Source organism: Ruegeria conchae (genome assembly GCF_000192475.1).
Classification (GTDB): Bacteria; Pseudomonadota; Alphaproteobacteria; order Rhodobacterales; family Rhodobacteraceae; genus Ruegeria; species Ruegeria conchae.
In genome coordinates this window covers 476,647-500,206 of sequence record NZ_AEYW01000013.1, presented here as the reverse complement: position 1 = coordinate 500,206, position 23,560 = coordinate 476,647, and the positions used below count along the sequence as shown (strand labels likewise).

The window sequence follows — 23,560 nt, the reverse complement described above, 5'->3', positions numbered from 1 at the left end:
GCCGGGACCTTTTTGGGCTCTTTTCACAAGCTGCATGATCACCTTAAAACTCTGTAACCACTCAAACCGGCATCAAAGATTCTTGCAAATCAGCAACCGCAAAACAAATACGATTTGGCCGCGCCTGCCAGTCACCGCCCGCGCTGTGATTGCGATGGGCCTTATCGGTTTTGTCTCGGCCTGCACTCAGAATCCAAACGATAGTGATCTTGATCCGGAACGTCAGGCAATGGCGCTTCAAGAGGTTTCGAAAAAGCATGCCCGCGGGCAAAGAGTGTGGTGCGTACCCTACGCCCGAAACCTCAGCGGCATCCAGATCCGCGGTAATGCCAAGGACTGGTGGGGCAAGGCGGGCAATATCTTTGACCGGGGCAATGAGCCAGAGGTTGGTGCTGTGATGTCGTTTCGTGCAACCCGCGGAATGCCTCTGGGTCATGTCGCCGTCGTCTCCGATATCGTCACCAACCGAGAGGTCATCATCAACCATGCAAACTGGCACCGCAACAAAGTGTCGTTGAAAATGGGCGTCATGGACGTATCCAAAAACAATGATTGGACGCTGGTGCGGGTGGAAACCAATCCGGGTCGGTACGGCAGTTCATACCCGGTGAACGGTTTCATATATCCGAAGTTTGCAGAGTAACCCTCTTCGCTATTCCCTCCAGAGACGGATGGATAGATTAATATGCACTTCCCAGTGGAAAGGCGTTTCGATTAGCGTTCAATCAAAGCATGATTTACTAAACTGGTTTTGCTCAAGTCTGTTGTGATGAAAAAAGGCGTTATTCTTTATTATTTGACGGGAGGTTGGGCGCTGTTGACAGTTGCAATTGGCGCGCACTTTCTGATGTCCAGCATGGAACCAACGGCTGACGTAAAATCCAGCTATCGGGCCAGACTGCACACAATTCCGATAGTAAGCTGGGCACCCGGTGAAATAAAACGCCTGGTTATTCGTGGAAAGCCCGCGGTCATTTGGCGCCGTAGCCCTACGGAAATGGCTACAGCGATGTCGCAGGCCGACGCGTCCATCCCTTTGAAGGGTTGGGCTGAGGTGCTGAACGACGGATCGCTTGCGAATGCGTTGGGTCCCGAGGAATTTGCCCGCGTGGAATGGTTGATCGTCAGCCCCATAAGCCCTGCAGGTTTGGGATGTATCGTTCTGGCACAGGCTGGTGACTATCACGGTTTCTTCGATCCGTGCCGCGGAGTGCATTTTGATATGTGGGGCCGCCCACAAAAAGGCCCGAGTCACGAGAGGCTGATTACGCAACAGGCATACTTGACCGAAGATCAGCAGGCCCTGGTCCTTGATACCTCTCAATTTCCGCTGCCAAAGTAAACGCAAAAAGGCTCTACGCCGCCGCCTCGGCTGCAGCGTCCAACTCTGCCGCCTTCTTTTCGACCTGTTCCACGATGTGATCGATCATCTGATCGTTTGACATCTTGTGGCTGGCTTTTCCCGCCAAATAGACCATGCCAGACCCTGCCCCGCCGCCGGTAAAGCCGACATCGGTCATTAAAGCTTCGCCCGGCCCATTCACCACGCAGCCAATTATCGACAGACTCATTGGAGTCTTGATGTGTTCCAGTCGATGTTCTAACGCCTCAACCGTTTTGATCACATCAAAGCCCTGACGCGCGCAGGAAGGGCATGAGATGATGTTCACGCCGCGATGGCGTAGGCCCAAAGATTTCAGGATCTCAAAGCCCACCTTCACCTCCTCCACCGGATCGGCGGACAGACTGACCCGGATCGTGTCGCCAATGCCCATCCACAGCAGATTGCCCAGGCCGATGGCAGACTTTATTGTACCCGATACCAGCCCGCCAGCCTCGGTGATGCCCAGGTGAATCGGCGCGTCCGTGGCCTCGGCGATACCCTGATAGGCGGCGGCCGATAGAAAGACGTCACTGGCCTTCACACTGATCTTGAAATTGTGAAAGTCGTTGTCTTCGAGGATACGGATGTGTTCCAGCCCACTTTCAACCATCGCCTCGGGGCATGGTTCGGCATATTTCTCAAGCAGGTGTTTTTCCAGACTGCCCGCATTCACCCCGATCCGGATCGAGCAATTGTGGTCGCGCGCGGCCTTGATGACCTCTTTCACCCGCTTTTCATCGCCGATGTTGCCGGGATTGATCCGCAAACAAGCGGCACCCGCCTCGGCGGCTTCGATACCACGTTTGTAGTGAAAGTGAATGTCAGCCACGATTGGAACTGGGCTTTCGCGCACGATTTCTTTCAGCGCTTTGGCCGAGGCCTCGTCCGGGACCGACACCCGAACAATATCCGCGCCAGCCTCTGCTGCCGCCTGAACCTGCGCGACTGTTGCTGCCACATCTGTCGTCAGCGTGTTGGTCATGGTTTGCACAGCAATCGGCGCATCTCCACCAACTGGCACATTGCCCACCATGATCTGGCGAGATTTGCGGCGATAGATGTCGCGCCAGGGACGTACGTGATTAAGGGACATGAGGGAGGGTCCAGATCAGCCTGAGTTGACCCTTAGATAGTTCGCCAACCCAAGGGGAGCAATGACTAGATCACTCAGCAGGCGCTTCTGCTGGCTTAGTCTGTAATTCCGCCACCAGTTGCTTGAGCGCGCTGTTCTGTTCGGCTTCAAGATCCGCAACTGCGAATTTTTCGGAAACTGCATCTTTCGAGAGCACAACGCCCTTGGTCACCGTGCCGGGTGCGCCAACCGGACCGAAATGTTCACCATTCATCGAGAAATATACAGATCCCGATGCGCCAGCTCGCAATAGCGGAGCCTCTTCGGTCAGGGGCACTTCGAACGTGCTGCCTTGTTCGACGGTACCCAGTGTACCCTCGAAAATGACACTGCCATCAGCGGCCGTTACGCGCATCCACGATGGGTTAACGGCTACGATCTTCAGCGTCGTATCCAGTTGCTCAACCACCTGCGGTAACGCCGGACGCTCGACTGTATGAACTTCAGTCACCTGAATCTGCGGTGGCTCAGGAGCGCGGAAAGTGCCGACTGTACGCGGATCAAGCGTTGAAATCGGGGCATCGCGGGCAACCAGCACCGGTACATCCAGCGCTTGCGGGCGATACAAACGATCCAGCGCTTCGGTGCTTGGTACGTCGACGCTGGCCAATTCGGCCTCATCCGACCGCGCCTGCGCAGCGTCCAACGGATCAAGATCGGTCAGGACAACCGGTGCTTGCTCGACCGGGCTGACCTGTACCTGCTGAATTCGGTTCAGAACCGACCAGCCGCCATAGCCAATACCGCCAATCACAGCCAAAAGCACAAGTGTCGAGCCGATGGCCCGCGGTTCGATTTGGCTGACCACGGATTCGCGACCGGGAATATAGGGTGTGTTGGGCGAGACGAAGGGATCACGCCCCATCGAACCGCGGGCAGGCAAACCACCCTGGGCTTTCTTGACCACCGATGCCTCGGCCGACATGCCGTGCGCAACTTCGAATCCGCTCTCCTGACAGAAGCTTGTGAATGTCTCATCGGGGTTCATCCCCAGATAGCGGGCATAGGAACGCACATACCCAGCGATGAAGCCAGGCGTGTCAAAAGCATCGGGATCAGCATTTTCGATGGCGGCTATGTAGTTGGCTTTGATCCGAAGTTCGCGCTGCACATCCAGAAGAGATTTGCCCATCGTCGCGCGTTCACCGCGCATAACATCGCCAAGTCGTACCTCATAGTCGTCAAAGCCCTTTGGCCTGACGTCCATGTCTTCTTCGGAATCGCGCTGTGATCTGCGCCCAATCATTCCTGCTGCCCCATCTTTGCCTGTCGCGTGTTGCACGCTAGCGGCGAATCGCCCCTACAACGATTCGTCTAATTCTTTTGTTAGCGTAAGCGTAACACGCAGCAAACTCGTTGCACACTTTAGTGTGACATTACCCGGCAAGTTCGGCGCGATTTAGCGCACAATGTGACCAAAGTTCGTCCATCGCCTGCACCAGACGGTTCATTTCGTCAGGCCCATGCACCGGAGAGGGGGTAAAGCGCAGGCGTTCGGTGCCGCGCGGAACGGTCGGGAAATTGATTGGCTGAACGTAGATTCCATAGTCATCCAGCAACCGGTCGCTGAGGATCTTCGTATGCACGGGATTACCGACGATCACCGGCACGATATGACTGCCATGATCTATCAGCGGCAAGCCCAGCCCTTTGAGCCGCAGCTTAAGAATGCTGGCCTGGGTTTGGTGCTGCTCACGCAATTCCGGTGCGCGCTTGAGATAGGCAACTGAAGCCGCCGCACCTGCAGCGACCGCAGGTGGCAGGGACGTGGTGAAAATAAAACCGGGCGCGTAAGAGCGGATGGCATCACACATCTTCTCGCTTGCGGCAATGTAGCCCCCCATGACGCCATAGGCCTTGGCCAGCGTTCCATTGATGATGTCGATGCGATCAGCAAGGCGATCCCGCTCAGTCACACCACCACCACGGGGGCCGTACATACCGACTGCGTGAACTTCATCGATATAGGTCAAAGCTCCGAATTCATCAGCCAGATCGCAAATCTGTTCAATCGGACCAAAATCACCATCCATCGAGTAAACCGATTCAAAGGCGATCAGCTTGGGGGCTGCCGGGTCATCGGCCTCGAGCAATTCGCGCAGATGTGCGACATCATTGTGACGGAATATACGCTTGGCCCCACCATTACGGCGCACGCCTTCGATCATTGAGGCGTGGTTCAGCTCGTCTGAATAGATGATCAGGCCAGGAAATAGCTTGGGCAACGTGCTCAGGGTCGCATCATTTGCAATGTAAGCGCTGGTGAACAATAGCGCAGCTTCCTTGCCATGCAGATCGGCCAACTCAGCTTCGAGACGTTTATGATAGACCGTCGTCCCTGATATATTGCGTGTTCCGCCTGAACCCGCACCGGTCGCATCTACCGCCTCATGCATCGCGTCCAGCACCACGGGATTTTGCCCCATGCCCAGATAATCGTTGCCGCACCACACGGTGATGTTCTGCTGTGATCCGTCCGGGCAAGTCCGCACGGCGTGCGGGAATTGACCCTTACGGCGTTCGATATCAATAAAGGTCCGATAACGTCCTTCGTCATGCAGCCTGGCAATCGCAGTATCGAGCTGAGCAGTATAGTCCAACGGACCCTCCTTGGATGCCCGGGTTTATCATAACCCCGGGCGATATTTTTTGCCACATCACGGACGGACCGAAAATATGGCTTCGCGTTCCCCTGTCCGACCTGCCTACAGCCGAACCGTTGAACCCAACTTTGATTTGCATCAAATACCTACTAAGCGGCTATCCGACAAGTAAAGTTACGGCAACCAGACGCGAGGAAACGACGCAGGTAGATTCACCGTTTCTTAAGGCAAAACGGGCTGGACGGCCCCGTTTGCGCTGCTAGGCTCTGCGCCAAATCCAGACCTTTCAGGAGAGACCCATGTCGCTTGACGCTGTACTGAGCCGGATCGATACCGATCTGACAACCTCTATCGATCGCCTGATGGAGTTCCTGCGAATCCCCTCTATTTCCACTGATCCAGCGTTCAAGGAGAACGTCGACAAAGCCGCAGACTGGTTGGTCGATGATTTGAAAAGCATCGGCATCAACGCTGAAAAGCGAGAAACCCCGGGCCATCCTATGGTTGTTGGTCATGTCGGTGAAGGCAGCGAAGGCCCTCATGTTCTGTTCTATGGCCATTATGACGTACAACCGGTTGACCCGCTGGAACTGTGGAACCGCGAACCCTTCGATCCTGCATTGGAAGACACCGCACATGGTCAAGTGATCCGCGGTCGTGGGTCTTCCGATGACAAGGGTCAGTTGATGACCTTTGTAGAAGCTTGCCGCGCCTGGAAAGCGGTTCACGGCTCCCTGCCCTGCCGCATCACCTTTTTCTTTGAGGGCGAGGAAGAATCCGGATCGCCATCTCTGGTTCCGTTTCTCGAAGCAAATAAAGCCGAGCTTCAGGCTGATCTGGCTCTGGTCTGTGACACCTCGATGGTCTCGCGAGGTGTCCCGTCAATCGCGTCGCAACTGCGCGGCATGCTCAAGGATGAATTCACCATCATCGGCCCCCGCATCGACCTGCATTCAGGCCATTATGGCGGACCCGGTCTGAACCCGCTGCGAGAGCTATCGCGCATCGTTGCCTCATTCTACGACGAAGACACCGGTCGCGTGGCGGTCGACGGCTTCTACGAAGGCGTGCACGAAGTCCCAGCCGAGCAACTGCGCCAATGGCAGAATTGTGGTTTCGACGAAGCGGAATACCTGAACTCTGTTGGCTACTCCGAACCACACGGCGAAAAGGGGTATTCGACGCTCGAACAACAATGGGCGCGGCCGACGCTGGAAGTGAACGGCTTGTGGGGAGGCTACAACGGCGCTGGCTCCAAAACCGTGATCCCGTCCGAGGCGCATTGCAAGATTACCTGCCGTCTGGTTGGCGATATGGATCCGGATGCGTTGCGCAATCGAATCCGCAAACATGTCGAAGATCGCTTGTCATCGGATGCCAAAGTAGTATGGGATAACGACCTTGAGGGCTCGCCCGCCTCGGTCATGAACCTCAATCGCCCCGAATTCGAAGCCGCGCGCGGCGCGCTTTCGGATGAATGGGACCGCGAGGCCGTCTTCACTGGCATGGGCGGCTCGATCCCTGTCGTTGGTTATTTCAATTCGGTGTTGGGCTTGGATTCCATGCTGGTCGGCTATGCTAATGACGACGACGCCATTCACTCACCGAATGAAAAATACGACGTCAAGAGTTTCCACAAGGGCATCCGCTCGTGGGCGCGCATTCTGGACGCTTTGACCAGGAAATAAGCATGGTGTTTTGCGAGGCTCTGCCTCGTACTCTGGGATATTTCCAGCCAGATGAAGTGCGGATACCCTGCTTCATCTGGCGATAAATATCCCGGGAGAGTCGCGGCGTACCGCGACGGGGGCAGAGCCCCCTTCCTTACATGTGGATCACGCGCCCATAGGCATCTAGCACGCTTTCATGCATCATTTCTGACAGCGTCGGGTGCGGGAAGACAGTGTTCATCAGATCTTCCTCGGTGGTCTCCAACTGGCGGCCCACCACATAGCCCTGGATCAGCTCGGTCACTTCAGCACCAATCATGTGCGCGCCCAGCAGTTCACCAGTTTTGGCATCAAACACGGTTTTAATCAGCCCTTCAGGCTCACCCAGTGCGATGGCTTTGCCGTTGCCAATGAACGGGAACCGGCCGACCTTGATGTCATACCCCAACTCTTTGGCCTTGGCTTCGCTGTATCCGACCGAGGCGACTTGAGGCTGACAATAGGTACAGCCAGCGATGCTTTCGGGTTTGACCGGATGTGCGTGCTTACCAGCAATAAGCTCAGCGACCATAACGCCTTCGTGGCTCGCCTTGTGCGCAAGCCACGGCGCGCCAGCGATATCGCCAATCGCATAAAGTCCTTCAACCCCGGTACGGCAGAATTCATCCGTCACAACATGGGTGCGATCAATCTTTACGCCCAGAGCCTCAAGCCCGAGGTTCTCAACATTGCCGACAATACCAACCGCCGAAATCACGGTGTCAAAGTCGTGCTTCTCGACCTTACCTTTCACCTCGATATGCGCGGTGACTTTACCCTTGGCGCGGTCCAGTTGTTTGACCATCGCTTTTTCCATGATGGTCATGCCTTGCTTGGTGAAGGCCTTTTTGGCAAACGCGCTGATCTCAGCATCTTCGACCGGCAGAACGCGATCCATGACTTCGACAACAGTCGTGTCTGCTCCCAGCGTGTTATAGAAACTGGCGAATTCGATTCCGATCGCGCCCGAACCGATAACGAGCAATTTCTTGGGCATTCGCGGCGGCTGCAGCGCGTGTTTGTAGGTCCAGACCAGATCGCCATCAGCCTCGAGCCCCGGCAGTTCACGCGCACGGGCGCCGGTGGCCAAAACGATGTTCTTCGCTGTCAGCTCTTCGGTGCCTTTGTCAGTTTTCACGCTGACCTTGCCTTTGGCCGGAATGGTCGCCTCTCCCATCACAACGGCGACTTTGTTCTTTTTCAGCAGGTGACCGATGCCGCCGGAAAGCTGAGCCGCGACCCCGCGCGAGCGTTTGACTACGGCGTCCAGATCGTAACCGACCTTCTCAGCTTTCAGGCCAAAATCCTTGGCACGCTCCATCAGATGGAACACTTCCGATGACCGCAACAGCGCCTTTGTTGGGATACAGCCCCAGTTCAGGCAGATGCCGCCCAAATGCTCGCGTTCAACGACAGCGGTCTTAAGGCCCAATTGTGCCGCGCGAATAGCGGCCACATAGCCACCGGGGCCAGCCCCGATTACGATCAGATCATAGGATTGTGCAGCCATGTTTCCCTCTCGGCACAGATCGGTTCAAAAACTAGTTTACCGTTAAACTATTTTTTCCAACGCATCAACATAACTTCCCGCGACATATGTGACGCAGGGTAATTTCGCCATTATCAAGCTGAATTCAGCCTATACCCGTGCCGCCGCAAAGGCTAGAACGGAGACTTCGGAACCATTTGTTTTTGATATCCACCATATTTCGAAAGGCGAAACATGGCCAAAATCCTCAAGGACTTATTACTGGCATTTTTGAACGCGACATTGATATTGCTGGCCTTATGCCTCTTCCTGGGGTGGAAACTTTTGCAATCCGCAGACCAAATTCGGACCGGATTTGCTGAGAACTTGCAAGCAGTGGCGCCATTGCGCGAACAGGCGCAAGGCATTCGAGTAGAGCTGACAGAGCTGCGCAGCGATCTTGCCTCATTTGGCCAGAGAGCCCAGCTTGATGAAACCATGCGCCAACAGCTGAGCGCCGCCCTGCAACGCTTGAACAGTTTGGAGGGGAAACTTGAAAATACGCAATCTCGCTTGGCGAACCTTGTCGAACGTCCGGAAGACCTGATCAACTATGCGATCACGACTTCTGCAGACAACATCACCAACCGGATATTGATCATCAAGGGTTGCGAGCCCGCGACCTAGGTCGCGGCCTGCAATTCACGCACTGTTGATCCGTAGCCACCATTGCTCACATATGCGGCTTCGTGATCAGTAGTTGCCCTTTCCAGCGCATCGTTTCGGTATGGGAAACGACCGAATTTTCGGATCACCTCGCGATGCGCGCGCGCATGCAGCAGATTACTGTCGCCACTTTCGGGCATCCGCTCAAGCATCATGCGTACACAGCGCTCCTGATCGCACAAATTTTCCGAGTGCATCATTGGCAGATAGAAGAACTGCCGCGCGGGTTCATCGATCTTTAGATCCCAGCCCTTGTCGACCGCGCACTTTGCTGCTGCCAGTGCCGCCCTATCGGATGCAAAGGCTTGCTTGCTCCCCCGGAACATATTGCGAGGCAACTGATCCAAAAGGATAATATAAGCCAGCGCCCCACTGGGATAGGTCAGCCAGAGCGAAAACTTGCCTTCACACGCGGCTTTCCAGGTTGAAAGAAATTTGTCTCGGATCCGCGCATCCAGCGCTTCATCCTGTAGGTACCACCCCTCGGGGCCGACCTCATCTAACCAAAAACTCAATACTTCTTCAGGACCTGCCATTGCCCTAGACTCCGTAATTGTCCTCCCCAGGACGTAACGTCATTAAAATCACTTTTACAGATTTGTGACAGTAACATATTGCAACACTAAAGTCACAATTCCGGCGCACGGGTGGGTTCTTGTGCATCTTGCTCATCTTGCGCTGCTTCAATAGCAACCTCTTGGGCGACTTCCAGCGCAACAGGTGACGAAGTTGGGTAGATCGGAGCAATCGCGCCCGTCTCATCCACCGGTGTGTAGACTCGCTGGGTCATCCGATAGGCGGCGTAGGCGGCCATGGCAAACATCAGCGTAGCGATAAACAGAAAGAAACCCTTTGGCCCGACAACGCCTGTGCCCATCAGCCAGCCGGTAATAATCGGCCCGGCGATTGCCCCGAGGCCATTGATGAATACCAGCCCGCCCGAGGCCGCCGACATATCATCATACTCCAGATAATCGTTGGTATAAGCTATCAGCAGGGAATAGAGCGGGCTTGTCATGCCGCCAATAAAGAAGGCCGCAACAAGAAGCATCGTGAATGTTACACCCAGCACCATGCCAATAACAGCACCGACCCCACCTACTGCCGAGACCAATATGATCAATACGCGACGATCCATCCGGTCGGACATCCAGCCCAGTGGAAACTGAAGCAATACCGCTCCAATATAGAACACCGCTACGAAGATCGAAATTTCAACCAGACTCAGACCTACTTGCGCACCATAGACGGCGCTCATTCCGAATTGGGCCGAGAAAATCCCGCCCAATAAGAACATGCCAACGCAGCCCAGCGGTGATGTTTCCATCAACTGGCGCAGGGTCATCGGCTTGGTGGTGTCAAACGCAGGTGTAGGAGAGATCGACAACAAAATGGGTGCAAACGAGATCGAAACCAGAATTGATGCTATGACAAACGTTTCATACCCGGCGGGGTCACCAACCAGCAGCAGGGCCTGAGCGCTGACAACGCCAGCCATCTGTACGATCATATAAAGCGAAAGGGCCTGTCCTCGGTTCTCGTTGTTTGCGGCGTTGTTCAGCCAGCTCTCAGCGGTCACATACACACCCGAGAAACAGAATCCGATCACGACCCGGCCCAGCGACCAGGCAATGGGATCGGCCAGCATCGGATACATGATCATGACCGCCGAGATAAACGAAGCTAGAGCCGCAAATACGCGTACATGACCGACGCGACGGATCATTTCGGGCGCCAAACGCGAACCGCCGAGAAATCCAACAAAATAGGCGGACATTACAAATGACATCTCGAGGGTCGAAAACCCCTCAATCTCGCCACGCACGCCCAGCAGAGTGCCCTGTAGGCCGTTGCCGACCATCAGCAATCCCATACCCAGAAGAAGCGCCCAAGCGCTGGAAAGAACCTGAAGCATTCTGCCAATCCAAATTGCTGATTAGTTTTGTTCGCTTTGCGATCAAATACTATCCGCGTCGCGCCTGTCTACGACATTGTTGCGGCGCGGATGAAACAGATGCGACTAGGGGATCAAAAGAGATGCGTCGCCGTAGGAGAAAAAGCGATATTCATCCGCGATCGCGTGATCATAAATTGACTTGACTCGATCCTGTCCCATCAACGCGGAAACCAACATTAACAGTGTGGATTTCGGCAGATGAAAGTTAGTCATCAGCGCATCAGTGACGTGAAACTGAAATCCGGGGTAAATGAATATGTCGGTCTCACCTTCCCACGGCTCGATCTGCCCTGAACGTGCAGCACTTTCGATCAGACGTAAGGCCGTCGTGCCCACAGGAATAATCCGCCCACCCGCTGCTTTGGTCGCGGCGATATCGGCTGCGGCCTGCGCACTGACACGGCCCCATTCAGCATGCATTTTGTGGGTCGCCACGTCCTCGACCTTAACTGGCAGAAATGTGCCCGCGCCCACATGCAAAGTCACATGGGTAAACTCGACACCACGTGCTGACAGCGCCTGCAGCAACGCATCGTCAAAATGCAGCGACGCTGTCGGGGCTGCAACAGCACCAGAGTTCCGCGCCCATACAGTTTGATAATCGGTCTTATCCTGTTCGTCCGCCGCACGTTTCGCCGCAATATAAGGCGGCAATGGCATCGCGCCAGCCTGCTCCAAGGCTTGGTCGAAATCCTCTCCGGTCAGGTTGAAACGCAGAAAGGCCTGGCCATCGGCGACCCGATCCAGGATCGCACTTAGGTCATCTGAAAACACGATTTCTTCGCCGGGTTTGACCTTCTTTAGCGGTTTGATCAGTGCAGCCCAGCAGCCGTCGGATTGCGGGTCCAGCAGCGTCGCTTCGATCGCTGCGGACACAGGCCCCTGTGCGCTGCTGCGATGGCGGTGGCCGTTCAGGCGTGCCGGGATGACACGCGTGTCGTTCAAAACCAGTCGGTCCCCAGGGAGCAATATGTCCGGTAGTTCGTGGACACGCTGATCCCGAATGGTATCCTGCTGCGCAAGTAGCAGGCGTGCCGATGAGCGCGGGCTGGCAGGCCGCGTCGCAATCAAGTGTTCGGGCAGATGGAAATCAAAATCGCTGAGTTTCATGGCCGCGCCATACATCGGCCCAATAGATTCGGCCACCGCTCAGATCAACGGTCCTCACCGCGTGATTGCACAGCCGGATGGGATTGGTCCGATCGGTCAGGCGTTGCATTTGGGCCATCCGAGACAGTCGGCGCGGGCTCGCGCAACAAGTTTCGCAGGAACAACGGGGCCAGCCCGGACAGCGGATTGACAGAAACCTTTGGATCGCTCAGTGGGCCGGTCAGGGTATAATTGAAGGCGAAAATCCCCTCGCCCTTCTTCGACAGAACACTGCCAATCGCATTAACCAGATAAATTGGCGAGATCGCGCCGCGCAGGTTCAGCATTTGAGTCACCGTATCAATGGTGCCCTCGAATGACAGTCCCATAGATGGCCCTACGGCGCTGCCAGTTAAAACCTTCACTTCGGTTGGGGTGATGCGCATTTTGCTATCGATGGCTGCAAAGAATATGCCCTGCCCCGCCATCTCGTCCAACAACCCCACCAGACTGATCGCGTTCAACAAGGCCGCCATCGCCGGAGCGTCGGTGATCCGTGTATTCTTGATTTTTAGGTCAACGTCGTAGTTTCCGGGCTCGGCAATCGGGTCGAGTTGCAATTGCATGGACCCGCCACGCGCCTGCGTCAGAACACCAGCCGAACGCAGAACCGCACCCGCATCTTCGGAAGTCAGCCCAACCGCCGTTCGATTATCGCGCGGCGTCACCTGGCCTTTGATCCGCGCGCCACCGTTGACCTGAGCTGCGAATCCACCCGTCAACCCGCCTGTGGTTTGAAACGAGCCGGTTAACCCGGTCAATGCCACCGTTTCGGTTACCTGTAACCGGTCCAATGTGACGTCGAGTTTCGGCCCGGGTCCAGCTGCGCCTCCTCCGCTGCTACCCCCTTCACCCAAGGTCGATTTACCCAAATTAAGCACGCCGCCCAACACGCGGATGTCCGGTAACGCCGCCCCTCGCCCGATCAGTTCCGCAGGAACAGCCAACCAGTTGCCCAATTCAAATGAGCTGAAACGCACACGGTCAAACCCACCATCTCTGAAAGAGATCGTGGCTGATGTTCGCAGCCCCGCTGCCTCGATACGCAGCTCATCGACGTTGAGTTGCGCACCTAGCGTTGCTTCGGCTGCTAAGGTGCCGCTGCTGTTTGCCCCTTTCCTCCACCCCAACTCGGGGATGGCCAGAGCCACCCCCACCAGGTCTGAGTTTGCGTTCAGAAGTGGCGGTTCACCTGCGCCGATACCCAGTGAAAAGTCAGCCAACCCCTGTCCGGTTAGCATCCCTTTGGGTAAACCGGCATTTATCTGTTCCATCAGGCGTGGAGAGACCTCAATTTGCCCTTTCAGCTCACTACGTTGCGCGGTGTCGCCGCCGATGGGCTGTCGCCAGGTGGCCTGAACTGGTACGACGCCAAACAGGCCCTCGCCCGAAATGGCGACCTGCGTTTGATCCCCTGTCAGATCGAGCTGGTCGGCACTGACTTCAAACCCCGGCACCAGCCTATCACTGTCCAGATCGACCAGTTCCCCCAGAAAATGGAATCGTGTGTCTTCAAGCTTCAAGCCCTTGATCATGGGCAACGACAACGTACCCGAAAGACTGACCTGACCTTCTGCCAGCTCAATGGGAAGATTGGCCTTGGTCAATAATTGCAGCGGTGGCCGATCCAACAAAGACAGGGCAGCCGTCACACTACCCTTGGCCTGCACGCGGGCGATCCCGGGCGTGGATTTCTTGATACGGGTGTCTGGAATGATAAACGAGGTGCCCGAAGCATCAACCGCCCCGCCCTCGTCCGCGATTACGATCCCCTTCTGCGCCGAGACCGTAAACCGTCCGTTCAGCAGGCTGGCCTGCCCTTGTGCATCCTGAATGGGCGGAAGCGTCTTGGCGAACCGGACCTTGGTTTCTTCGAACTCAAAATCGGCGAAGATGTCGGGTTTTTCTCCGGGCCGCAGACGCAGAGCGAAATCCAGATCAGACATTTCGCCCTGATACAGGTTTTCAGTGACCCAGAGACGTGGTTTCGGCGCAAGACGTTCTGGCCAGTATTTCAACAATTGATCAGAGCTCATCTGGTCGATCTGCGCGTCAATCTCGGCAACCCAACCTTCGGACAGACCGGCCAATGACCCGCTCAGGCGCGCGCGGTGGGCACCATCTTCGATTGTCATCTGACCCAACTGCAGCCGGAACGGGGCCAGTTTCATCTGAAAGTCCACATCGGCCCGTGCCAGATTCAATGGTTCAGGGAACAAATTGACCGGATTGATCTCAATCCCGCTCAGGCGGAACTGCCCTGACATGCTCTCCAAGCCGCCGGCTTTGACCCCTTTCAGGAAGGTCATTCCATCCGCCTGCACTGTTCCCCAAGCGGAATTGATCGAGACCTCATTAAAGTCCAGCGCCTGCAGCTTTGGATCGTATGTAAAATAGGTCCTCGCCGATTCAAACTTGATCGGTGTTGTTTCTGGTGTCGGCTGCACCGCACCCGCACCGAGGTTCAGTGTGGCAAATACCGGACCCAGCGCGCCTTCGGGGTCCACGCTACCACGCAAAGCACCAGAGATAGGCGTGCGCAACACCTGCATCCATGCAAGAGCTGGGCTGTGTCCGCCAATATCTTCGGAAGGCAGATCGGTGATCGAAATGCCAAACTGTGCGGCAGGGCTGCCAAGCGAACTGGTATAATTGGCCTCGATCGTGCTTACGTAGTCCCGCCCGGCAAGTACCGAAAAGCTGGTGGCCAGTCGAACCTCGCCCGCGCTGCGGGTCGCCTGAATACGCCCACCATCCAGCACCCAGGACCGGCCCAGCCGCAGATCTTGATAGTCCAGCGTAATTGCATCCAGTTCAACCGAGGTCAGGGCTGACAAGACAGGCGCCTGGAACACCTCGTCCGAGGCTTCGATCAACTGCGCCAGATTCGGAGCTTGCCCGACCGGCGCACTGCCCGCACCCACGGTCAGAGAAAGGGCTCCGTCCACACGCCTTGTCAAATCGATCTGCGCGCCTTGCAGGATGATCCGCTTGGGCCGCACATGACCGCGCAGCAGCGGGCGCATAGAAAGGCTGGCCCGCAGGTCGGACACTTCGGCTATCTGACGACCGTCCGCGTCACTGATGCGGACATCGGTCAAACGCAATCGAGGACGCCAGCCTTCATGAATGATAAAGCTGACATCGCCGAACCGCACTTTGATGCCGCCCAGCGCCTGATCTAACCGAGTTTCAACCCGATCACGTAGCCAATCCGGCGCGTGCATGCGCTGCCCCACCACCATGAAGCCTGTGACCAGTGCCAGAAGAACAAGAATGAAGACACCGCGCAGTGTCCACAAGCCAGCAGTCCGTCGACGCGACCAACGTCGGGGCTTTTTAACCGAACCGGCGTCATCCTGCTGTTCTTGCTGGACCAATTTACGTCCCACGCCTTTCAACCTGCCGTCCGCGCACTATGATAAGCGCCAGCCTTTAGTTTCCCAGCCGGAGTTTGAATATGCCCGAAGTCTCAGACATAGCACCCGACTTTACTCTGCCCCGCGATGGCGGCGGCGAGGTGTCCCTGTCGGAACAACGCGACCGTGCCGTCGTTCTATTTTTCTACCCCCGCGATGATACGCCGGGCTGCACTAAGGAATCCATCGGTTTCTCGGAACAACTGCAAGCCTTTGCGGATGCGGGCGCTAACGTTTTCGGCATCTCTCGCGATACCGTGGCAAAGCACGACAAATTCGTCGCAAAGCACGGCCTGACCACGCCACTTTTGTCCGATGAGGGTCAGACTGTGTGCGAGGATTATGGCGTTTGGGTCGAAAAGAACATGTATGGGCGGAAATCGATGGGCATTGAACGTTCAACCTTTCTGATCGATGCCGAGGGCAAAATTGCCCGTATCTGGCGCAAGGTGAAAGTGCCGGGTCATGTGGACGAAGTGCTTGAGGCTGCGCGCGCACTCTGACCCTCTCGACCCGCGCGGGCATCAAGGGTATGACCCGCGCGGACTGCAGCGTAAGGGGGCAAGCGTGTCAAAAACACTGACCGAAATGGCGACTGAGGTTTTGACCACATCGGTCGGACGCGAGAAAACCGCCCTGTCCAAACAATACGCCGCTGCCTGGTTTGCATCCCGGCAGGGCGACGCGCCCAAGATCGAAGTGGGCACCGCCGAGCCACCGATTTACCCTGCGCGGCCTGAAAAGCCCGAACTGTTGTCTCCTCGGGATGTGCCCCGCCGCCGGCCCGGGTCCGAGGCGGGCCGTATCGCGCTGTTACACGCCGTCGCGCATATAGAGTTGAACGCCGTGGACCTGCATTGGGACATCATTGCCCGATTTGGCCATGTGCCGATGCCCATCGGCTTCTATGACGATTGGGTGAAATGTGCCGAAGAAGAATCGCGCCATTTCGAGATGGTCTGCGACTGCCTCGAACAGATGGGCAGCCATTATGGTGCCCTGCCCGCCCATGCGGGAATGTGGCGCGCCGCCGAGGACACCGCCGAGGACCTGATGGGCCGCCTTGCCGTGGTCCCGATGGTTCTTGAAGCGCGCGGGCTAGATGTGACCCCTGGCATGATAGGCATCTTCCGCAAGGCCAACGCTGATGACGCCGTTGCCGCGCTTGAAGTAATCTATGCCGAGGAAGTTGGCCATGTTGCCTATGGCTCGAAATGGTTTCACTTCCTGTGCGGGCGCGAGAATGCGGATCCCAAGGATGTGTTTCACGCCCTTGTGCGCCGCTATTTCCACGGAGCGCTGAAACCACCCTTCAACGAAGAGAAGCGCGCCGAGGCCGGGCAGCCCCCTGATTTCTATTGGCCCCTGACTGAAGACTTGCCACCACCCGGAGTTGTATCAGACTGACAGCAAACGCCTGCTATCGGCAAATTCCCGCCGATCACGTGCGGTAAAACTCCGTTCATAGCGCTCGATTGGTTAACAAACTTGCCCGAATGCCCCGACCCCTTTATGCAATCGCGTCAAGGAGCGGCTACTCACTCACGACCGGCTCCGAGACATGGGGACAATTGAGGTAGGACGCGTGCGGACACGTCTGGCAATTAAACTACACTCACTGCTTGAGCGGCACTTTCCAGAGCGCCGGGTTTTTCTGAAATCTGACAATGATACACGGTTTATCCGGCTAAGTTCGGAGACCCAGATCGCCGCCGTCGCTGGTGTCGGGGTAATGGTCGCCTGGACCGCCATTGCCACGTCGATCCTGCTGATGGACAGTATTGGGTCTGGCAATTTCCGGGAACAAGCCAAGCGCGATCAAGCAACCTATCAAGAGCGCCTGAATATCCTGTCGGATGAACGCGATACGCGCGCTGCCGAGGCTCTGGCCGCCCATGACAGGTTCAACGCGGCGCTGGAACAGATTTCGGTCATGCAGTCCGAGTTACTGGAATCCGAGAACCGCCGCCGCGAGTTGGAGACCGGCATCGAGGTTATCCAGACCACACTGCGCGCCACGATGAAACAGCGTGAAGACGCCCGAATTGAATTGGCCGAACTGCAACAAAGCGCCGATGGAGATTCTGCGTATATGGCGGCATCGGCCAATCCCGCGCAAATGGCATTCATGACAGACGCTCTGGCTAGGACCGCTGCACAGCGCGACCAGATTGCGGCTGACGCACAAGGTGCGCTGCATCAGCGCGATGAGCTGGAACTTGAAATTCGTCTGATGCAGGAACGCAGCGACGAGATTTTCCGCCAGTTGGAAGAGGCCATGGTGATCTCGGTCGAACCCCTCGACAAGATGTTCCGCAACGCGGGCATGCCCACAGATCGTATCCTCGACGAGGTTCGTCGCGGATATAGCGGTATGGGCGGTCCGCTGACCCCTTTATCCCTTAGTACGCGCGGTGAGGAACTGACCCCCGACCAGATCCGCGCAAATATCCTGCTGGAACAGATGGACCAGCTGAACCTCTATCGCATCGCTGCCGAAAAGGCCCCCTTCGCCAGCCCGGTGCGTGCAGCGGTTCGTTTCACCAGCGGCTACGGTACGCGGCGCGATCCCAAGACCGGCGGTCGCCGCATGCATAATGGCGCTGATTTTGCCGGCCCCTCGGGCACCGATATCTTCGCGACCGCCGATGGTGTTGTCACTCATGCAGGCTGGCAATCGGGTTTCGGACGGCTGGTTAAGATCAAGCACGCCTTTGGGATTGAGACACTTTACGCTCATAACACCAAGGTACGCGTAAAGGTTGGTCAAAGGGTCTCGCGCGGGGATCATATTGCTGATATGGGTAGCACCGGACGGTCAACCGGCACACACCTGCACTACGAGGTCCGTGTGAACGGAAAACCTGTTAACCCAATGACTTACATCAAGGCTGCGAGAAATGTTTTCTAAGAGCAAAATCAACGAACCCGGATCGAAAGAGACTGAGGCAGCAAAACCAGCCGCACCGGCCACTCCGGCGGCTCCTGCACCGGCTGAAACCAAGGCAAGCACCCCGCCCAAGCCAAAGCCGCCCGCATCGGTCCTGTCCTCGGATCTTCACATCACCGGAAACCTGAAAACCTCGGGCGATATCCAGGTTGAAGGCACCGTAGAAGGTGACATCCGTGCCCATCTGCTGACCATCGGCGAGACTGCAACCATCAAGGGTGAAGTTACTGCCGATGACGTCGTCGTCAATGGCCGCATCGTGGGCCGCGTACGTGGCTTGAAGGTCCGCCTGACCTCGACCGCACGGGTCGAAGGTGACATCATCCACAAGACCATCGCCATCGAAAGCGGCGCGCATTTCGAAGGTTCGGTCCAGCGTCAGGACGACCCGCTGAACCCCGGTCGCGGCGGCAAGTCGGGTGCCAACCCTGCGGCAGAAGTCAAACAATAACGACAGGTCATTCTGTCCTGCTGAAACGCCGCGATCCTGATCGCGGCGTTTTTTTGTTTCTCGGTTACAGAATAAGCCCTACACCGGTTGGGAATATTGCACTCAACGGCCTGGAGGCTCAATGGAACTGGCAGATATTGTTGACCTCACCACATACCCGATCGAAGATGCGGAATTTTGCGCGAAACTCAGACAGTGCTATCAACGCGACGGTGTGCTGGAGATGCCGGGTTTTGTCAAAGAGGGCGCGATATCCTCGATTCGGGCCGAAGGTCTAGCCAAGCGGGAAAAGGTTTATGCGAAGACCGAAAAACATACGGTCTATCTCAGCCCGATGGACCCTGCCTACAATCCTGATCACCCGCGCAACAGGCTGGTTACATCCTCAAAAGGTTGCCTGACAGACGATCAAATTGCCGAATCCTCCGCCCTGCGGGCGCTATACGATTCCGATGTATTCCGCACCTTTCTGTGCGACGTGCTGGAAGAAGGCGCGCTGTATGAATATGCCGATCCGTTGTCGTCCATTAACCTGCATTTTGCCGAGCAAGGCCAAGAGTTGGGCTGGCACTTCGACAACTCTTCATTCGCGATCACTTTGATGGTGCAACCTCCGGAACACGGCGGGTCATTTGAGTACGTTCGTGATATGCGCGATGCAGATGCCGGTGAGATGAGCTTTGACGCGGTTGGTGACATCCTTGATGGCCGTACCCCAGTTAATCGGCTTGACGCCAGCGCTGGAACGCTGGTGTTCTTCCGCGGCCGGAATTCGATCCATCGGGTTGCACCAAACGAGGGTGAACAGACCCGTATTCTTGCCGTGCTCGCCTACAACACTGAACCCGGCATCTCATTATCGGAAAGCGCGCGCCAGACGTTCTACGGACGCACTGGATAGTTTCCACACGCTGTGAAGGAGCCTAAGAAATTCCCCGTAGACGTCAGTTTCACAAAACGCACTTTATGAATTATACTGAAAGCCATTGTTTTCTGGAGGACTTTTCATGTCATCGAAACTTATGGCTGAATTCTTTGGCACTTTTTGGCTAGTACTTGGTGGCTGCGGTAGCGCGGTTCTGGCTGCGGGTGTCGCCGATGTGGGTATCGGCTGGCTGGGCGTTTCCTTTGCCTTTGGCCTGACAGTGCTGACCATGGCCTACGCGGTCGGGCATATCTCGGGCGGGCACTTCAACCCGGCAGTCAGCCTTGGCCTAATGATAGGCGGGCGGTTCGACGCCAAAGATCTGATCCCCTATTGGATCGCTCAGGTGATCGGAGCAATCGCCGCAGCAGCGGTCCTCTATCTTATCGTCAGCGGAGCCCCGGGTTTTGAGGGGGTCGGAGGGTTTGCCTCGAACGGGTATGGCGAGGCCTCGCCCGAAGGGTATTCGATGATGTCAGCCCTCGTGATCGAAATCGTCATGACGGCCTTCTTCATCGTGATCATTCTGGGGGCAACGTCCAGCGGTGCTCCGGCAGGATTCGCGCCGATTGCCATCGGGTTGGGGCTGACGCTGATCCACCTGATCTCGATACCAGTGACGAACACATCAGTGAACCCTGCCCGGTCAACTGGCGTGGCGCTGTTTGCCGATGGTCCGGCATTGGCGCAGCTGTGGCTGTTCTGGGTGGCACCTTTGATCGGCGGCGCGATTGGCGCGCTGATCTGGCGGGCGATGTCGGCCGACGATTGACCCAGCCGCATCAAGGACCCCCGGCCAGCAAAAGCGCGCCGGGGTTTACTTTTATTCGGTCACAGTGACCTTTTTCATCGCATCGGGCTGACCGATAACAGCACCGTTCGGACCATCGCCGCGCTTGATCGCATCAACCACGTCCATCCCGTCGGTGACCTGACCCACAACGGTGTATTGGCCGTTCAGGAACGGACCGGGCTCGAACATGATGAAGAACTGCGAGTTTGCGCTGTTGGGATCCTGTGCCCGTGCCATGCCGACAACGCCCCGGTCAAAATTGTAGTCCGAGAATTCAGCAGGCAGGTCTGGGCGATTCGAGCCACCTGTTCCGGCGCGACGCATGTCCGCGCCAACGCGGCCATGTTGCACATCACCGGTCTGAGCCATGAAACCATCAATCACGCGGTGAAACACAACGCCATCATACTGACCACCAGCGGCCAGAGCGGTAATCTGCTCGACATGCTTGGGCGCAAGGTCTTCGAAGAGGTCGACCGTAACGGTGCCATTCGCCCCCTCGCCTTCGATTTCGATCTCAAGGCCTGTCGCCATCGCAGGGCTGGCCAACACGACGAATGCAGCAGCCAGCTTATGCATCGGCGGCCACCTTCACGCTGATCATCCGGTCAGGGCTCGCAGGCGGCTCACCACGCACAATCGCGTCCACATGCTCCATCCCATCGATGACGCGGCCATAAACGGTGTACTGACCGTTCAGGAAATGGTTGTCCTTGAAGTTGATGAAAAATTGCGAGTTTGCCGAATCCGGGTTGGCCGAGCGTGCCGCACCCAACGTGCCGCGATCATGGGGCAATTTCGAGAATTCTGCCGGAACGTTCGGCAGCGACGACCCACCGGTGCCCGCCATACGAATGTTGAACCCGTCTTCCATGTCGCCATGCTGCACGTCGCCGGTTTGCGCCATGAACCCATCGATCACACGGTGGAAGGCGACGTTGTCATATTCACCACCACGCGCCAGCTCTTTCATGCGGGCCGAGTGCTGAGGGGCCACGTCGGGTAGCAGTTCGATAACGACATTGCCGTATTTCAGCTCGATGATGATCGTGTTTTCGGGGTCTTTGATCTCGGCCATCTGGCCCTCCTGTCTTTGAAACTTGCGCAAATACCTATGACGCAGACGCGCGAATGCCAAGTGACGCATTGACCTGAAGGCAAAATGCAGGAAAAGAACCGCCTGAAACTGGATGTAATGGGCAAGGATAGACACGATGGGCTGGAAAACTCTGGACGATATGGAACTGAACGGCAAACGGGTTCTGGTACGTGTGGATATCAACGTGCCCGTCGCGGATGGTGTGGTCACGGATGACACCCGCATTCAGCGCATCGTGCCAACCGTGCGCGATATCCTCGCCGCAAACGGCAAGCCGATCCTTCTGGCCCATTTCGGTCGCCCGAAAGGCGAACGCGTCGCCGAGATGTCTCTCAGGCAATTGGTCCCGGCGCTCGAGACCGCCTTTGGCACACCGGTTCGGTTCGCCGATGATTGCGTCGGTGCTGAGGCCGAAGCTGCCGCAGCATCGCTGGGCGCAGGCGAAGTACTGCTGTTGGAAAACACCCGTTTTCATACCGAAGAAACCAAGAACAGCGTCCCGCTTGCCCAAGGCATGGCAAAACTGGGCGATGTCTATTGCAACGACGCCTTCTCGGCCGCCCACCGCGCGCACAGCTCAACCGAAGCGCTTGCCCGCCTGCTACCCGCCTGCGCCGGTCGTCTGATGCAACAGGAACTCAGCGCGCTTGAGGCAGCGTTGGGTGCACCCAATCGCCCCGTCACTGCCGTTGTCGGTGGCGCGAAAGTGTCGACCAAACTGGACCTGTTGGGCAACCTGATCGAGAAGGTCGATTACCTCGTAATCGGCGGAGGTATGGCCAATACGTTCCTGGTGGCCAAAGGGATCGACGTCGGAAAATCTCTGGCCGAACACGCCATGACCGACACCGCTGCCGAAATCCTGAACAAAGCCGAATCTACAGGCTGCACGATTATCCTACCGCGCGACATCGTCGTGGCCGAGGCATTCGAGGCAAACGCACCGCATCAGGTTCTGCCCGCAGATCAATGCCCTGCCGACGCCATGATACTGGACGCTGGCCCCGAAAGCGTCGCTGCAGTGTCTGAGGTGCTGGAGAATAGCCAGACTCTGATCTGGAACGGCCCGCTAGGCGCGTTCGAGCTGACCCCGTTCGACGCCGCCACCAATGCCGCCGCGCTGAAGGCTGCCGAACTGACCCGCGATGGCAAGCTGACTTCAGTCGCTGGTGGAGGCGATACGGTGGCCGCGCTGAACGCATCGGGTGCAGCGGCAGATTTTTCCTATATCTCCACCGCAGGTGGTGCGTTCCTGGAATGGATGGAAGGTAAGGCCCTGCCAGGCGTCGCTGCTTTGGTTCGGTAAGTAGCCGATCCTCAGACTGACCTTTTTGCTCACAGGGGATTCACAAGCCGAATCACCTGTGACATAGTGAAGGCAGATGCCCGCTAAGGGCACGTTTTGAGGCAGTTCGTTCTACGGTGGTTTATAAGGTGACCCGTTCCTATCGACCCGGTCTTGGGGCATTCGCATTCTACTCGGTCGCCTTTATGTTAGGCGTCTATTTCACCTTTGCCGCCGTGCAGGGGGATTATGGCTTGTTCCGACGTGTGGAAATTGCGGCAGAACGTGACGCGCTGTCCCGCGACCTTACCCAGCTTCAGGATGAGATCGCGCGAATGGAAAATATGACCCGTCGCCTGTCTGATACCTATCTGGACCTCGACCTGCTGGATCAGCAGGCACGATCTATCCTCGGCATGATCCGCGCCGATGAAATCGTCATTCGCTGATCACGCCCAGGCACAGGGTTTTTCACAGAAAAATCTCTCACCCTAATTCATCTTCTAAGAT

General features: G+C 56.7%; 22 protein-coding genes. 12 read left to right on the top strand and 10 right to left on the bottom strand.

Annotated features, from left to right (window positions below):
• The first annotated feature begins 34 nt into the window (after positions 1-34).
• Positions 35-643, top strand: a complete 609-nt coding sequence (locus G7G_RS0114445) for a CHAP domain-containing protein (RefSeq protein ID WP_010442145.1) — start codon at positions 35-37, stop codon at positions 641-643.
• Positions 644-997: 354 nt separating this feature from the next.
• Entirely contained in the window at positions 998-1,342 is a 345-nt protein-coding gene (locus G7G_RS24695) for a Rieske (2Fe-2S) protein (RefSeq protein WP_238528805.1), read from the top strand.
• A gap of 13 nt (positions 1,343-1,355) precedes the next feature.
• On the opposite strand, the gene ispG is transcribed toward G7G_RS24695, so the two are convergent.
• The 3 genes from ispG to hemA form a co-directional block, all read right to left on the bottom strand.
• Positions 1,356-2,477 carry a flavodoxin-dependent (E)-4-hydroxy-3-methylbut-2-enyl-diphosphate synthase gene (ispG, locus tag G7G_RS0114435; protein WP_010442143.1) on the bottom strand — a complete coding sequence of 374 codons (1,122 nt, stop codon included), beginning with the start codon at positions 2,475-2,477 and terminating at the stop codon, positions 1,356-1,358.
• A gap of 70 nt (positions 2,478-2,547) precedes the next feature.
• Complete coding sequence (locus G7G_RS0114430; RefSeq protein WP_010442142.1) at positions 2,548-3,762, bottom strand: helix-turn-helix domain-containing protein; 1,215 nt, start codon at positions 3,760-3,762, stop codon at positions 2,548-2,550.
• A gap of 130 nt (positions 3,763-3,892) precedes the next feature.
• Positions 3,893-5,116: a 5-aminolevulinate synthase gene (gene hemA, locus G7G_RS0114425; RefSeq protein WP_010442141.1), complete on the bottom strand. Its 1,224-nt coding sequence runs from the start codon at positions 5,114-5,116 to the stop codon at positions 3,893-3,895.
• A gap of 302 nt (positions 5,117-5,418) precedes the next feature.
• Between hemA and G7G_RS0114420 the strand changes: the two genes are divergently transcribed.
• Positions 5,419-6,807: a dipeptidase gene (locus tag G7G_RS0114420; RefSeq protein WP_010442140.1), complete on the top strand. Its 1,389-nt coding sequence runs from the start codon at positions 5,419-5,421 to the stop codon at positions 6,805-6,807.
• A 136-nt stretch (positions 6,808-6,943) separates the two neighbouring features.
• Here the strand turns inward: G7G_RS0114420 and lpdA are convergent, their stop codons facing one another.
• On the bottom strand, positions 6,944-8,338 hold the full coding sequence (gene lpdA / locus G7G_RS0114415) for a dihydrolipoyl dehydrogenase (RefSeq protein WP_010442139.1): 1,395 nt from the start codon (positions 8,336-8,338) through the stop codon (positions 6,944-6,946).
• Positions 8,339-8,551: 213 nt separating this feature from the next.
• On the opposite strand from lpdA, the gene G7G_RS0114410 reads away from it, so the two are divergent.
• On the top strand, positions 8,552-8,983 hold the full coding sequence (locus tag G7G_RS0114410) for a hypothetical protein (protein ID WP_010442138.1): 432 nt from the start codon (positions 8,552-8,554) through the stop codon (positions 8,981-8,983).
• On the opposite strand, the gene G7G_RS0114405 is transcribed toward G7G_RS0114410, so the two are convergent.
• From G7G_RS0114405 to G7G_RS0114390, 4 genes are all read right to left on the bottom strand, one after another.
• On the bottom strand, positions 8,980-9,558 hold the full coding sequence (locus tag G7G_RS0114405) for a DUF924 family protein (protein ID WP_010442137.1): 579 nt from the start codon (positions 9,556-9,558) through the stop codon (positions 8,980-8,982). The two genes, G7G_RS0114410 and G7G_RS0114405, sit on opposite strands and share 4 nt — an antisense overlap.
• Positions 9,559-9,650: 92 nt before the next feature.
• Positions 9,651-10,937 carry an MFS transporter gene (locus G7G_RS0114400; RefSeq protein ID WP_010442136.1) on the bottom strand — a complete coding sequence of 429 codons (1,287 nt, stop codon included), beginning with the start codon at positions 10,935-10,937 and terminating at the stop codon, positions 9,651-9,653.
• 105 nt (positions 10,938-11,042) lie between these two features.
• A complete protein-coding gene (gene queA, locus G7G_RS0114395) occupies positions 11,043-12,089 on the bottom strand; it encodes a tRNA preQ1(34) S-adenosylmethionine ribosyltransferase-isomerase QueA (protein ID WP_010442135.1) in 1,047 nt (348 codons plus the stop codon).
• Between the two features lie 44 nt (positions 12,090-12,133).
• Complete coding sequence (locus G7G_RS0114390) at positions 12,134-15,520, bottom strand: YhdP family protein (protein ID WP_238528804.1); 3,387 nt, start codon at positions 15,518-15,520, stop codon at positions 12,134-12,136.
• Between the two features lie 68 nt (positions 15,521-15,588).
• Here G7G_RS0114390 and G7G_RS0114385 point away from each other — a divergent pair, with 68 nt between their 5' ends.
• The 6 genes from G7G_RS0114385 (at position 15,589) to aqpZ (ending at position 20,645) form a co-directional block, all read left to right on the top strand.
• Entirely contained in the window at positions 15,589-16,050 is a 462-nt protein-coding gene (locus G7G_RS0114385; protein WP_010442133.1) for a peroxiredoxin, read from the top strand.
• Between the two features lie 85 nt (positions 16,051-16,135).
• Positions 16,136-16,954: a ferritin-like domain-containing protein gene (locus G7G_RS0114380; protein WP_037321475.1), complete on the top strand. Its 819-nt coding sequence runs from the start codon at positions 16,136-16,138 to the stop codon at positions 16,952-16,954.
• A gap of 178 nt (positions 16,955-17,132) precedes the next feature.
• Positions 17,133-18,458, top strand: a complete 1,326-nt coding sequence (locus G7G_RS0114375; RefSeq protein ID WP_010442131.1) for a M23 family metallopeptidase — start codon at positions 17,133-17,135, stop codon at positions 18,456-18,458.
• The gene (locus G7G_RS0114370) at positions 18,448-18,948 is read left to right on the top strand and encodes a bactofilin family protein (RefSeq protein WP_010442130.1); all 501 of its coding nucleotides are present in this window, start codon (positions 18,448-18,450) and stop codon (positions 18,946-18,948) included. The genes G7G_RS0114375 and G7G_RS0114370 overlap by 11 nt, the downstream gene beginning before the upstream one ends.
• Before the next feature lie 121 nt (positions 18,949-19,069).
• Positions 19,070-19,849 (top strand): HalD/BesD family halogenase, encoded by a 780-nt coding sequence (locus G7G_RS0114365; protein WP_010442129.1) that lies wholly within the window; start codon positions 19,070-19,072, stop codon positions 19,847-19,849.
• A 106-nt stretch (positions 19,850-19,955) separates the two neighbouring features.
• Positions 19,956-20,645 (top strand): aquaporin Z, encoded by a 690-nt coding sequence (aqpZ, locus tag G7G_RS0114360; protein WP_010442128.1) that lies wholly within the window; start codon positions 19,956-19,958, stop codon positions 20,643-20,645.
• Positions 20,646-20,696: 51 nt separating this feature from the next.
• Here the strand turns inward: aqpZ and G7G_RS0114355 are convergent, their stop codons facing one another.
• Both G7G_RS0114355 and G7G_RS0114350 read right to left on the bottom strand, forming a co-directional pair.
• Positions 20,697-21,245: a peptidylprolyl isomerase gene (locus tag G7G_RS0114355; RefSeq protein WP_010442127.1), complete on the bottom strand. Its 549-nt coding sequence runs from the start codon at positions 21,243-21,245 to the stop codon at positions 20,697-20,699.
• Positions 21,238-21,744, bottom strand: a complete 507-nt coding sequence (locus G7G_RS0114350; RefSeq protein ID WP_010442126.1) for a peptidylprolyl isomerase — start codon at positions 21,742-21,744, stop codon at positions 21,238-21,240. The genes G7G_RS0114355 and G7G_RS0114350 overlap by 8 nt, the downstream gene beginning before the upstream one ends.
• Positions 21,745-21,880: 136 nt before the next feature.
• Here G7G_RS0114350 and G7G_RS0114345 point away from each other — a divergent pair, with 136 nt between their 5' ends.
• Both G7G_RS0114345 and G7G_RS0114340 read left to right on the top strand, forming a co-directional pair.
• Positions 21,881-23,071, top strand: coding sequence for a phosphoglycerate kinase (locus G7G_RS0114345; protein WP_010442125.1), 1,191 nt, complete (start codon positions 21,881-21,883; stop codon positions 23,069-23,071).
• Positions 23,072-23,199: 128 nt separating this feature from the next.
• Positions 23,200-23,499, top strand: coding sequence for an FtsB family cell division protein (locus G7G_RS0114340; RefSeq protein ID WP_029622020.1), 300 nt, complete (start codon positions 23,200-23,202; stop codon positions 23,497-23,499).
• Positions 23,500-23,560: the final 61 nt, after the last annotated feature.